The sequence below is a fragment of the Thermoactinomyces sp. DSM 45891 genome, from assembly GCF_900119485.1.
Classification (GTDB): Bacteria; Bacillota; Bacilli; order Thermoactinomycetales; family Thermoactinomycetaceae; genus Baia.
On record NZ_FPJZ01000003.1, the window covers coordinates 8520 to 23684 of the forward strand.

The following is a 15165-nucleotide window of genomic DNA, read 5'->3' on the forward strand; positions in this document are numbered from 1 at the left end:
TTCTCCTCGAAAAAAGATTGTTTAACTGATCAAATATATAAAACAAGCCAAAAAAATCCATTCTTACTGTGTGATCAATACACGAAGCTCATTTAAAACTTCACTCAACAATATGGCATTTTTCTCTACATTGGGGTAACCAAGCATTTCAAAGTGAGTACCATATCCTTGATATAAGCGATAATGTTCCGTCACCTCTGACCAAGATGTAACATCATGTGTCGTATCAGTAAGATCTACTTCTGCTACGATTTGATGAATTTCTCCATGAATATTTCCATCATTAACGAGCGATAGAAAGTAGGATACGTAAGCTCTATACTTTTGATTAAGCATAGACAGATCCGTTGTTTTTCCCGTTACTATTCTTCTGTCCTCAAAATCCTCTTCTTCAAGTCTCCTTCCCTCCCATTGAGATTCTTTTCTTATTGAATCAAAAAGAATCATTTGAGAGACTTCTCTACCTCTATTTTCTAACATTTTCGCTACTTCAAAAGCCAAATTCCCTCCCGCAGAGTAACCCATTAAGGTAATCGGTCCTGATGGCTGAATCTCAATAATACTTTCTACATAGCGATCAATCCGATCATCTGACTCAATAAAATCTGCTACATACAGACTCATTTCTCCATCCATTTGTTCTGCTAAAGGCTTATAAACAATTCCATAACCAAATATCGGTGGGAAGCTAAATACCTTTTTTTGACCCTTCGCATTTAACAAGCTCATGACCGATGGTTGCGCAACGAGACTGAGCCTTTCACTTAATTGATGACTGATGCTACGGATCGTCTGATTCTCATAAAAGAAACTGAGCGGGATACTTAAGTGCGTTGGTTGGCAAAGCTCGCTTACTCTGTACCCTACTTCCAAAATTTTGAGTGAGTTCCCTCCCATTTCAAAGAAACGGTCATCAATCCCCACTTGTTCAACACCAAGAACCTCTGACCAAATCGTAACTAATCTCCGCTCAAGCTCATTTCTAGGGGCCATATACTCCATTGCTGCCTTTTGCAGTCCTTCAGGTGCAGGTAGCGTTTTTCGGTCCACTTTCCCATTCGGTGTGAGCGGCATATTTTCTAATTGTACAAGGTAGGATGGAACCATATAGTGAGGCAACACTTGAGATAACTCCGCTCTTAAATCAGACACTGAACACTCTTGTTCAGCAACAAAGTACGCACAAAGTTCTAATTGACCTTGGAGATTAGGTCGAGTAATCACCACTGCTTCTCTCACTATGGAAATCTGTAGTAATTGAGATTCGATCTCTCCTAACTCAATTCGGAAACCACGTACTTTTACTTGATGGTCTGTCCGTCCGATATACTCCATATTTCCATCTGGTAGATAACGAGCCAAATCCCCCGTTTTATACATTTTCTCACCACTAGAGAATGGATTTGCTACAAACTTTTCATCGGTTAACTCCTGTTTACCGTGATACCCTCTAGCAATCCCGACCCCTCCAATGCATACTTCTCCTGTCACTCCTACAGGCTGAGGTTGATAATGTTCATTCACAATATATAGTTTGGCATTATGAATCGGAACGCCAATGGGGATCACGGTTTGTTCATCATCGGGATAGCAATCATAGACGGTAACATTAACCGTTGCTTCCGTTGGACCATACATATTGATTAGCTTCGTCTGCTCAAACTGGAACGTTTGATAGAACGTTTTCACCTGTTCAGCACTTAATACCTCGCCACATGTAAAGATTCTCTTCACCGAGGATAGATCTAATTTACGTGACTGGCGATCCATATGATGCAGGATCATAGATAACATGGATGGGACGAAGTACATGGAGGTAACTCGATACTTTTCAATCGCTTGTACGACCATTTCAGGATCTTTTTCCATCTTCGTAGGCAGTAAACAAAGACTAGATCCTCCCATAAACCACGAAAATATCTCCCAAACGGATAGGTCAAACGAAAACAAGGTTTTTTGTAACACAACATCCGATTCGGTTAGTGGATACTCTGTTTGCATCCAATGTAGACGGGAGACAACCGATTGATGTTCAATCATTACACCTTTCGGCATTCCTGTGGAACCTGAAGTATAAATTACATAAGCTAATTGCTTCGGATCTACATGTATGTCTAAATTCTCTGAGTCATATCCATCCTGGTAACTATCCTCTTCATCTATACAAAGAACATGAGGCATATCAACAAGATCTACAAGCTTTCTTTGAGTAAGTAAGATATCCGAACCACTATCCTGTAGCATGTATTGAATACGATCCTCAGGATAATCAGGATCAATTGGAACATAAGCTCCACCTGATTTTAAAATGGCTAAGATTCCGATCATCATTTCCGGTGATCGCCCAACCATCATGGCAACGAGACTTTCAGACCGAACACCCAGACTTTGCAATTTTTTAGCTAACTTATTTGCTCGCACGTTCACTTCTCGATATGTCAAAATCTGTTCTTTATAGATAAGTGCCATATGATCCGGTGTCCGCACCACTTGTTCTTCAAATAATTGATGAACAGTCTTATTTTCTGGGTAATCTTGATTCGTATCATTAAACTCGATTAATAACTGATGAGCTTCTGACTTTGTAATGATACTTAACTCAGCTATAGGTTGGTCAGGTGTTTCCACGATCTGGTGTAACAGATGTTTCAAGTGTTCAGACATTCGAAGGATCGTCTCTGTCTTAAACAAAGCTGTACTATACTCCCAATGGAATTTGAGTTCTTCTCCTTGTTCCATTACTTCTAACATGAGATCTAACTTGGCGATTTGGGATTCCAAGGCATACGGATGAATCTGTAGATTAGGTAATTCTAATTCTGTCCAATCCATATTTTGAACTAGAAACATAGTATCAAACAGAGGATGACGACTTAAATCCCTTGTCATATCTAAGCCTTCTACTAGTTTTTCAAACGGATAATCTTGATTATCAAAGGCACCCAAAGAGCTTTCTCTCACTTCATTTAAAAACGTTCGAAACGACTTATGACCTTCTGGGTAGTTTCGCATAGCAAGGGTATTTACAAACATACCGACAACCGATTGTACATCCGGATGTGATCTACCTGCGATCGGGGAGCCCACAACGATATCCGATTCACCCGTGTATTTATGCAAAAGGACATTATATGCTGCCAGCAACAGCATATATAAAGAAGTTCCTGTTTCTTTGCTGAGTTGATTTAGTCTACAGCTCAGTTCTGGATCCAATATAAAACTATGATGGTCTCCAGCAAAGGATGGTACTGCAGGACGGGTGGTATCCGTTGGAAGTTGCAACGCCTCCGGCATAGTCTGGAAGATTTCTTTCCAGTACGTTTCTTGAGCTTGAAACGCCTCACTCCGTTGGAACGTGTTTTGCCAGACCGCATAATCTTTATACTGAATTCCTACCTCGTCCAATGTCTGAGAAGAATACGAACTTATTAACTCTCTTATCAGAATATCAACAGAAGTCCCATCTGAAATAATATGGTGCATATCCATCATCAAAACATGTTTGTTTTCCGAAACCTTGATTAGACCTACTCTTAATAGCGGTGCTTTACTCAGGTCGAATGGACGTATAAATTGATCAATGGTCGTCTGAATTTCCGATTCACTTTCAACCTGGTATCTTTCGACTTCGAATGAAATCGTATCATCAATCAGTTGAACGATTTCCCCTTTGTGTAAACCAAACGAAGTCCGTAGTGTTTCATGTCGATTGACCACGGTCTTCCACGATTCCACCATTTTCTCAGTATTGAATACTCCCTCTAGCAAGTAAGCCCACGGCATATTATAATTTAATGCCTCTTTTTCCAGTTCTCGTAACAAATACATTCTCTTTTGAGCAGACGAGACTGGGTAATAATCCATCTTCTGTACACTCGAAATAGATGTATATGTGCCTTTTTCCATCTCCTCTAGCACCTTTGCTAATGCATCAATCGTAGGAGCTTGGAAAATATGGTGTATGGGAATATTTACGTTTAACTTTTTATAGATGAGGGCTACCAACTGAGTAGCCTTTAGGGAATGACCTCCTAATTCAAAGAAATCGTCCTCCACACCCACTCGATCTACTTTTAATACCTCTTGCCAAATACTTGCGAGCATCTCCTCCATTATATTTCGGGGTGCCACGTAATCATATCCAGACTTCATCTCCCCTGTCGGAGCAGGTAAATCCTTGCGGTTCACTTTCCCATTTGGTGTTAGGGGGAGATGATCCATTTGCACAAAATAACTAGGGATCATATAACTAGGTAATGATTTTGCTAATTCAAACCTTAGTTGTGCTGTTGTTAACTCTTCTTTTGCTACGATATAGGCACAGAGCTCTTTATGATGACTATTTTCCATCTCCACGGCTATCACAATCGCATCTTTCACAATCGGAATTTGAATTAATTGTGCCTGTACTTCCCCTAATTCAATCCGATATCCACGAATTTTGACTTGATGATCCATTCTCTCCAGATATTCAATATTCCCATCAGGTAAAAGCCGGACCAAATCTCCTGTTCGATACATTTTTCCTTCTGAGAATGGATTTTCGATAAAACTCGCTGCTGTTAGTTCCGGGCGATTCAGATAGCCACTTGCAACACCATCTCCTGCAATACATAACTCACCTGGAACCCCTATTGGTTGGACACCATTATTCTGGTCCAAAACGTATGCCTGAGTATTATTTAATGGCTTTCCAATCGGAACCGTTCCAGTTTCAAGCACAGATTGATTGATAACATAGTAGGTGGCAAAAACAGTCGTCTCAGTAGGTCCATACACATGGATCAATCGACCATCACCTAAGACCTCGAGTGCCTTTTGCACATGTTTTACAGAAACCTTTTCACCACCAAAAAGAATCTTTCTAACACCTAAGAGGCATACAGAGTTCAGATCTACAAGCGTGTTAAATAAAGCAGTCGTCATAAAGGAAACCGTAATCTTCTCATCTTGAATAAAGGAAGCTAGTGCATCTGGATTGGTAGCTACATCCTTCGAAGCCAATACTAAGCCAGCACCATGTAACAACGCGCCGTAGATATCAAATGTAGACCCATCAAAAGCATAGTTGGACAATTGTAAAATGCGATCACTTTCATGGATGTCAAGATAACCATTATTTAAAATGGTTTTCACTATATTTCGATGCGTGGTTAGAATGCCCTTGGGTTTTCCTGTTGATCCCGATGTGTAAACGATATAGGCTACATCTTCAGCTAGACTGATTGGTTCAAGATTTGAACTCTCTTCATCTATCTGATCCATTTCCGCTAATACCAGAACTTCCCCTACATACCCATCAGGGATCATAGAAACGTCTTGAACCATGAGAATGGAGGCTTTGCTGTCTTCTAAAATATACTGCTTTCGATCTTCTGGATAGCTAGGATCAATCGGAACATAGCTTCCTCCAGATTTCAGAATCGAAAGAATTCCGATGATCATGTCAGAAGAACGATCCGTGATGAAACCCACTCGACTCTCTCCTCTTACACCTTGCTTCCGTAAGATTCGTGCCCATCGGTTAGCTGTCTCATTTAGTTCAAGATAGCTTGTTTTTTGATTGTCAAACTCGAGTGCAGTATGATTTGGTGTTTTCTCTACCTGTTCTTCAAAAAGCTGCTGAATCGTTTTCTCAGATGGGTAATCGCTTTTCGTATCATTCCATTCAACCAGAATCCTTTGTTTCTCAGCCTCTAACAAACATTCCACATCGACAATTTTTTGTTCTACATTCTCGACGAATTGCTGTAGCACTTTTATCCAGTGCGCCGCCATACGTTCGATCGTTTCGCGTTTAAAGAGAGAAGTACTATACTCCCAATCACAAACAATCTTATTCTCACTCTCTGCAATCTCCAGAGTTAGATCAAACTTGGCAATGTCAAATGGGACATCCAATGGTGTACAGTGAAGGGAAGGGACATCCAATTTCTTATCCCCCGTATTTTGTAAGACCATGAGGGTATCAAACAATGGATGACGGCTTAGTTCCCTTTGTACTCCTAATCGTTCTACTAATTGTTCAAACGGATAATCTTGATTTTCATATGCTTTGAGGGCATTATGCTTCACTTCCTCCAAAAAGTGACGGAGTGTTTTTTGTCTCTCCGGATAGTTCCTCATCGCCAACATATTAACAAACATTCCAATCATCGACTCAACTTCTGCGTGCGGCCTACCTGCAGTCGGCGTTCCTACGACGATGTCTTCTTGCCCAGTATACTTGTGAAGTAAAACTTGATACGAAGCGAGCAACACCATGTATAATGTCGTTCCTGTTTCTCTGGCAAGGCGGTATAATTTTTCAGTAAGTCCCGAATCTAATGTGAAATGGAAGCGATCGCCAACAAAGCTTTGTACGGCGGACCGTAAATAATCAGTCGGCAATGATAATACAGGTGGGGTATTTTGGAATTGATTCAACCAAAACTCCTGTCTAACTTTATATTCCTCACTACCAAAAGATGCATTTTGCCAAACAGCAAAATCTTTATATTGAATGCGTTGTTCTGGTAAAGTACCCTCCGTATAAAAGATCATCCACTCTCTTAACAAAATTTCAAGTGAAACGCCATCTGCAATAATATGATGCATATCGCATAACATGATATAACGATTGCTTCCCAAGTTCATGAGACCCACTCGTATAAGCGGGGCTTGTCCAAGATCAAAAGGACGTATAAAAGAGCGCATACACGAATCCATCTCGACTCCGTACCATTCCGATTCTTCTACTTCGAAGTGGACTTCATCGTGAATGCGTTGTACAATCTCTCCTTTTTCCATCGCAAAAGAAGTCCGGAGCATTTCATGACGCTTTATCACAGCTTGCCATGCCTTTTTAAATCGATCTTTTTGTAATAGACCTTCGATCTGAATAGCCCATGGCATATTGTAGCTAGTATTCGTATTTTGCAAATGTTGTACGAGGTAAATCCTTTTTTGTGCTGAAGATACCGGATAATGATCCCTTTTTTCTACAGGTGAAATAGCTGTAAATGCCTTCTCCTCAAGCTGCTCCAACTCACATGCCATTGCAGCAATCGTTGGATAAGTAAATACATAGCGTAGTGGGATCATTTGATTTAAAATCTGATGAATCTTAGCTGCAAGCATGGTAGCTTTCAAAGAATGTCCGCCCAGCTCAAAAAAATCATCATATACACCAATCTTCTTAATACCTAATACATCTTGCCAAATTTGAACAAGCGTACCTTCCAGTTCAGTTCGTGGGGCGATAAACTCTACTCCTGTCCCATTGAAAACATCATGATGAGGTAATGACTTTTTATCCACTTTCCCATTTGCTGTGAGTGGGATACTCTTGATCCTGATAAAATAGTTCGGAATCATATAGTTCGGTAACGTTTTCGCTAATGATGCTTTTAGTTCAGATGTAACGAACTCCTGCTCCGTTACCAGATAAGCGCAAAGTGCCTTATGACCATCATCCATGGTACTGGAAATCACGACAGCCTCTTTTATAAAGGAAATCTGTAATAACTGCGATTCAATCTCACCAAGTTCGATGCGGTATCCGCGGATCTTTACTTGATTGTCCATCCTCCCCAAGTATTCGATGGTTCCATCCGGTAACCAACGAGCTAAATCTCCTGTTTTATAGATTCGTTCACCTGGAGAAAATGGATTGTCAATAAACTTCTCGGACGTCAGCTCTGGCAAATTTTGATAACCTACAGAGACACCCTCTCCTCCAATACATAACTGACCCGCTACACCAATTGGAAGAAGACCATTATCTTCATTCAAAATAAACGCTTCTGTATTGGCAATCGGTCGACCTATGTTTGGAAGCGTTTGCATATTTGGAATCTGGGTATGTGTGAGCATAGATGAAATACAACCAATCGTTGTTTCCGTAGGACCATACTCATCCATAATACGAACAGACGGATGTTGTTTAAAATAGGAAGTGACATCCGAATACTTAATTTCCTCTCCACCCAATATAATTTGCCGAATGCTTTCACACGGATTGGTTTTAGTAAACGAAACACTTCCAACCATCATACTGAACAAAGATGGAGTTAACTTGATCCATGTAATTTTGGACTGTCGGATATATTCCAAAAGAACTTCTGGCTCGGTATAATCTTCTCTTGGAACAAGATGTAATTCACTACCAGTAAGTAATGTTAGAAAAATAGGAGTATAGCCTAAATCAAAAGCATATGAAGACAGAAGCATGCTTTTATCAGCAGATGAAACAGATGTTTGAGTCGCAACAGATGCTATATAATTCATCACATTACGATGAGTCACTTGTACTCCCTTTGGTAAACCTGTCGTACCTGAAGTATAAATCACATAGGCAAGATCACTTGATTCTCCTATTTTTAATGCGCATGCATGATCATTAGAAGGTTGTTCCAACCAAAGCTTATGTAAATCGATCTTTTCAACCGTATCAGGTACCCGATTATAAAAATCTGCGATGGTTAAGATTTGTTTAACAGCGCTATTCTGAATCATGTACTCTATGCGATCCATAGGAGTATCCGGATCAATAGGTAAAAATGCCGCTCCAGATTTTAAAATCCCAACCAAGCCAATCATCATTTCGATCGAAGGAGGTACCAATAAACCAACAATCTGATTCGTCCCAACTCCTCTTTCAGCTAGGAGATAAGCGACCTTCTCTGCTTGTTGATTCAACTCATGAAAAGTCAAGTCCTGATCTTTACAAACCACTGCGATCTGTTCAGGCGTTTGTCCTGCTTGCTCTTCAAACAATTGTGGAATCGTTTTATCCTTTGGAAATATGCTTTGTGTCGCATTAAAATCGACCAAAAGTTGTTTTTGGTCGGCTTCGGTTAAAAAGTCAAGTTGCGATATGAGTTGGTCAGGCTTTTGTAAAACAGCATGAATAAGTGTTTGCAGATGCTTCTGTACTTGCGTCATCATAAGGGGGTCATACTTCTTTTCATTAAATCGAAAGTGTATACGCAATTGCGAACCAGGTAACACGATCAGATTTAGATGATAGTTGGTTTCTTCAAATGCAACGATATCTTTGATCGTAAAATCATCTGCCGATATACCCTCTTCCTCCATTGGATAATTTTCAAAAACCCACAAATGCTGAATTAACTCTTGCTTTAATTCACTTTGCATTTGAATATTTGCAAGTGAACAGTATTCATAGCCTTGAGACTGAATTGCATGCTTTTGTAATGACTGGAGAAAGTCGAAAACGTTTTGCTCTTTCTCCCATTGAACCCGTAGGGGAATCGTATTAATAAATAAACCAACTATCTTTTCGACCCCAGGGATTTCAGACGGCCTTCCAGAAACAACATTGCCAAAAATCACATCTTGTGTTTGATTGTATGTACCTAGTAAAAGTCCCCATATTCCTTGTAATGCTGTATTTAACGTCACTTGTTTGGATTTAGCTAACCTATCTAGTTGCTTGGTGGTCGCTTCGTCTAAAACCAAAGTGATTTCTTTAAATGAAGGCTGACTCTCTTCCTCCCAACTAGATAGACGAGGTAAATCAATTTGCTCATTATATCCTGTTAAGGAATCTTTCCAAAACGTCAGAGATTCTTCTTGATCTTGTCGTTCCAACCACTCAATGTATAGCTGATACGGAACGGTTGAAGGTAGATTTGCGACCCGATTCTTCCTTTTTGCATCATAGATTTCGAGCCATTCTTGTAGCAGGATAGGCGTACACCATCCATCGATTAAAAGGTGGTGACAACTCCAAATCACTCTATATCGATCCTGCGCTATTTGAAAAATCGCTAGACGTGTCAAGCATTCCTCTGAGAGCTTAAAACCTTTCTTCCGATCTCTATATACCCATTGACTAAGAAATTCATTCTGCTCCTTTTCGCTCAACCCTGTTAGGTCTTTGATTTCTACGAGTGCTTGTAATCCTTGTAAAACAACCTGAATGGGCTCCTCTGTGCCTTCTTGAATAAATATCGTTCGTAAAATATCATGGCGATCCACTAATTGTTGAAAACTATCCGCGAAGCATTGGGCATCGAACTCACCCGTGATGGTAAAGACGGTTTGATCAAAATAGGCAGTTGACTCTGGATCTAGCAAGGCATGAAAATACATGCCTTGCTGCATTGGGGACAACGGATACATACTCTGAATATCTACCATATATATATCTCCTCCACTTGACTCACAACTATTTTATTTTAAATTGGATCTTTTCACGCAATTGACGAAAATCCTCTACACTCATCCCTGTATATCCATAATCGGATGGAGTTTTTTCTGTTTCTTTTACAGAAGTACAGTATTGAACGATTTGTTTCAAATGCTGAACAAACTGATTCGCGGTTTCCTGTATCGTCTCTATTGCAAACTCCTCTGGATGAAACGACCAATAAAAGTTCATCTGGTTTCCTACGCGGATACCATTGATGCTTAAAGGAAACGGTTCATGGTTCCTAGGTCCAATGTCTTGATTCTGAGAAGAAAAGGATGACATTTCCCATTTCCCCATCTGTTTATCAAATTCCCCAAGGTAATTGAAGATCACTTCAGGTTGATTGGTAAATGGCAACTCCGCTACCTCTGGCGCTATATATTTCAAAATACCAAATCCAATTCCTTTATGTGGAACATTACGGAGTATCTCCTTAACATTGATTATGGTCTCACCCAATTTATCTGAATCTGGTACATGTAATAAAACAGGATATGTTGTCGTAAACCACCCTACTGTACGAGAAATGTCCAAATCTCTTACAACTGGCTCTCGACCATGCCCTTCTAACTCAATGAGTACTTTGGATTGGCTTGTCCATGATTGAAGCGTTAAGGCTAGTGCCGTCAGTAACAAGTCATTCAATTCTGTCTGGTGAGCTTGATGAGCTTTGTTCACAAGGTGTAATGTATCTTCTTCCGGAAGAGTAACCATGATATGGTTCAAGTCCTGCACCGTCCTATCATGCACCGTCCCGTACCTTGGCAACTCTAGTGATTCTGCTTGTTTTATTTTTTCCCAATATAAGGATTCTTTCTCTAACCGTTCACTTCGTGCATACTTTTGTAAACCTCTTGCCCACATTTGATAGGAACTTGTTTTTGGTTGTAGCTCAATCTTTTTCCCTTCTATCAACTGCATATAGCCAGTAGCAAAATCTTCTAAGAGGATGCGCCACGAAACACCATCCACGACCAGATGATGAATGATCATATACAAATGATCACCCTCTATTGTTCGAAATAACGCTAAGTGAACTAAGGGACCTTCTTCCAAATTGAAACCCGCTTGCAGAGCATTTACTTCTTGATCCATCTTCATTTTTGGATTTTCTTCATTCGTTAAATCAAAAATTGTCATATGGAATGGTCTTGTTGTTTCCGGTCCTTCTTGAATAAAGCCTACAATGCCCTCTGCTTCTTCCCGAAATGTAGAGCGTAAGACATCGTGATGTTCAACAAGCACAGTCCAAATTCGACTTATTTTTTGTTCATCAAAACCATCCGAACTGTATAACATCATCGACTGATTCCAATGACCGGCATCCACAAACGATTGGCTAAAAAACCACTTTTGAATTGGCGTTAAGGGTATCGTTCCTTCCACCTTTGACTGTGAATTCTGTTTTTCTGCTTTGACCATTCGTAATACTGCCTCCGCTAATTGTGGAGCACCAAGCAAATATTTCATTTCTAACTTTAGCTTGACTGCATGAAGACGTGCTGAAACTTGAATCGCCTTTATGGAATCCCCACCCAAATCAAAAAAGTTATCCAATCTCCCTACTTTTTCTACACCTAAAATGGCTTCCCAAATGTTAGCTAAGATTTTCTCCATTTCGGTCTCTGGAGCTTCAAAAGGAACATTTGTTAATTCCTTATGAGGCTCAGGAAGGTTTTTACGATTCACTTTTCCATTTGGAGTTAGTTGGAATCGATCCAGTTGGATGAAATGTGCTGGGATCATGAAAGATGGCAACAAACTAGATAACTGGTCTCGCAGATATTCTTTAGACAAATCTTCTTCCGATACAATGTAGGCACATAGCTCACTTTGATTACCTGAAACTTCCCGAGCCATGACAACTGCTTCTTTTATGGTTGGGATTTGGAGCAATCCAGATTCAACTTCACCTAGCTCGATTCGATATCCACGAATTTTAACTTGATGATCCATTCTTCCTAAAAATTCCACAGTCCCGTCAGGTAGCCAGCGAGCTAAATCGCCTGTTCTGTAAATGCGCTCGCTAGGAATAAATGGATTATCAACAAACTTCTCAGCCGTTAACTCCTGTCTGTTGTAGTAACCTCTAGCAACACTCTTTCCGCCAATACATAATTCTCCTGCCACACCGATCGGCTGTAATTGCAACTGCTGATTCACAATATACATTTGCATATTCGGTAATGGCTTCCCGATCGGAACATGCCCTGCATCTGGCAACAAATCTCTGGGCGTTTCAAAGTAACTGGTTTCAATACTCGCTTCTGTTACTCCATAGCTGTTAAAAATTCGGAATTGATTTCCAAAACGAGATAAAAGCTTTTTATATTCCTCTACAGAACAACTATCCGCACCCAATATAAATAATTCTAAGTCAGGTAAACTCAATTGATTTGCATAAACATACTCCATAAAAGGAATAGCCACTGCAGGTGTGAATTCCGAAATGGTGATTCGCTTTTCTCTAAAAAGTCGATAGAGTTTCGTTGGATCCAAGCGAAATTCTTCAGGGCATAAGATCAACTCGCCACCATTTAACAATGCTTTGGCAACATCTCCTCCAAAAACATCAAATGAAAAGCTTGCCATTTGCAATACACGAGTCGGCATACAATCCAATGCAAATTCTTTTCGCCATCCTAATGCCACGTTTAGAAACTGTCGATGCTCTACCATCACACCCTTTGGATTTCCAGTTGAGCCTGAAGTATAGATCACATAAGCAAGAGAATGGGCATGAACATCAGAGAGAGGTGATGTAACATTTTCTTGTGTAATCTCATCATAGTCACGATCCAGACAAACGGATTCAGTGTTTCTAAATAACCCCATTTTTCCCTGTAAACTCTCTTGAGTTATGAGCACCTGAATTCCAGCATCGTCCACTATATATTGAAGTCGTTGCTCTGGATAAGTGGGATCGAGCGGAACATATGCCCCTCCTGCTTTCAAAACTCCTAAAAGACTGATGATCATCTCAAGCGAACGATCCACACAGATCCCGACTAACGACTCAGGTCTTACACCTTTTTTCTGAAGATAGTGAGCCAGCTGGTTCGCTTTCTCGTTCAGCTCCTGATAAGTAAGTTGCTGATCTTGATAGACTACTGCGATCGCTTCGGGATTAAGCGCCACCTGCTGTTCAAAAAATTCTTGAATGGTTTTATCCAATGGAAAATCTGCTTGTGTATGATTAAACCCTACTAAGATCTTCTCCTTTTCCTCTGTTGATAGAATCTCTATCTCTTTCACCTTCCGACTTGGACCTTCTACTGTGTTTAACAGTAGATTCAGCATCGATGTAAAGAAGCGATTCATTTCTTCTTTCGTAAATAATTCATTCCGATAATCTAAATGCACACGTAGAGTTCCTGAAGTTGTAAGGTTTTCTACATGTATAGCAAAATCATTTGGTTCTTCATTCGGAGAGATCCAAGTAACATCACGACTACCCATTTCTCTATAATCGATCGAGATACCACACAAACGTTTGCTACCACCGTTCTTTTGACTAATATGCTCTGACAATAAATTAAAGGGATACTTCTGATGTCGTAATATCTTTCGCTGCTTTCTCGATACGCGCCTAATGAATGTAAGCGCTTCCTCATTAGGATCTATGCTAATTCTTAAAGGGACTGTACTCACCATCATCCCCATAAGCTCCTTCTCTTGCCTACTCGTACGGTTCCCATAGGACATTTCTAAAACAATATCAGGCGATGACATCCATTGATACATCGAAAGGGAAAGAGCTGAAACAAAAATCGTAAAGATGCTGAAGTCATGTTCTTTCGAAAATCCATCAATCTTTTTCATTAAGCTTTCCGGTATTGTAAACGTCTCTCGTGATGCTTTCGTACTTATTTGGTAGGGATTATACTCTTTTAATCCCGTTACAGACGGAATCGTTTTAAATTCCTCTAGCCAGAATTGCTCATCCTTTTCAAATCGGTTGCTTTTCAAATAGGCCTGTTCATTCTCTAAAAATTGGACATAGGAGTATGTAGAATCAATTTCAAAATCTACATTATTAAGAAAACAATGGTAAAAGTGAGATATTTGGTTTAAACATTTCTCAATCGATAAACCATCCATCATAATGTGATGGACCTCACCGTAGACAATACATTCATTCTCACTTGCTTTTATGATTGAGAAATCGTATAGATCGGAATCAAATAACGCAAACTTTTCGTGTCTCTTTTGATCAAGCCACTGATCTAGTCGAGTCGAATCCTCTTCAGCACTGAAGTCAAGAAAGTCGAATTTCCTTTCTTGATGTTTGACAAAATATTGCTCCGGCTCCTGATGCTTATTTTCTTTGAGTCGGATACCAAAACTATCATTTTCGCTAATCATTCGGTTTATAGCCCGATTCAATAGCAAATAGTTCATTTCGCTGGATATCCTTACAAAAAATCTTAGATTGCATATCCCCTGATCTGCATAAATCGCTTCTGTATACCATATCCGCTTCTGTGGATGACTTAAAGGATAATATATCTCATTCATATAAAAATTCTCCCTAACTGAAATATTTTATATATGTATCTGGACAAACTAGTACCTCTTCAGACAAACAGATTTAAAACCTAATATAAAAGTAGGCTTTAAATCTGTGTTTAATATTTATATAATTCAGAATAATAAACTCGTTATTTGGACCACAAGTTAAAGAATCCTAATATAATCTTTAGCTCCTCCTAACGTGCCGAAACATCGATTAGATATCACTAAATATTTTTCTATACCTAAAAACTTTAGTATAGAATATCACGTCTTAATAAATAGAACAATACTGAATTGATTATTTTTATGTAAATAATTAATTCAGTATTTGTTATTAAACAATGTTTTATTTATATATAACATTTAATTGATCTATAAATTTCTTACATTATCTAAATAACTATAATAGCTTAATGAAGACCCCACCTCCGATTAAAAAAAGACTTTCCGCA

At 39.4% G+C, this 15165-nt stretch carries 2 protein-coding genes; both read right to left on the reverse strand.

Features of this window, described 5'->3' with window-relative positions; all coding sequences use genetic code 11:
• Window positions 1–63: 63 nt before the first annotated feature.
• Entirely contained in the window at window positions 64–10146 is a 10083-nt protein-coding gene (locus BT147_RS04850) for a non-ribosomal peptide synthetase (RefSeq protein ID WP_072331610.1), read from the reverse strand.
• 28 nt (window positions 10147–10174) lie between these two features.
• Window positions 10175–14716 carry a non-ribosomal peptide synthetase gene (locus tag BT147_RS04855; protein WP_072331613.1) on the reverse strand — a complete coding sequence of 1514 codons (4542 nt, stop codon included), beginning with the start codon at window positions 14714–14716 and terminating at the stop codon, window positions 10175–10177.
• Window positions 14717–15165: the final 449 nt, after the last annotated feature.

What these genes read in the sequence shown, in the direction of transcription:
- BT147_RS04850 (WP_072331610.1), bottom strand. Translation starts at nt 10,146, where the DNA reads ATGGTAGATATTCAGAGTATGTATCCGTTGTCCCCAATGCAGCAAGGC.
- BT147_RS04855 (WP_072331613.1), bottom strand. Translation starts at nt 14,716, where the DNA reads ATGAATGAGATATATTATCCTTTAAGTCATCCACAGAAGCGGATATGG.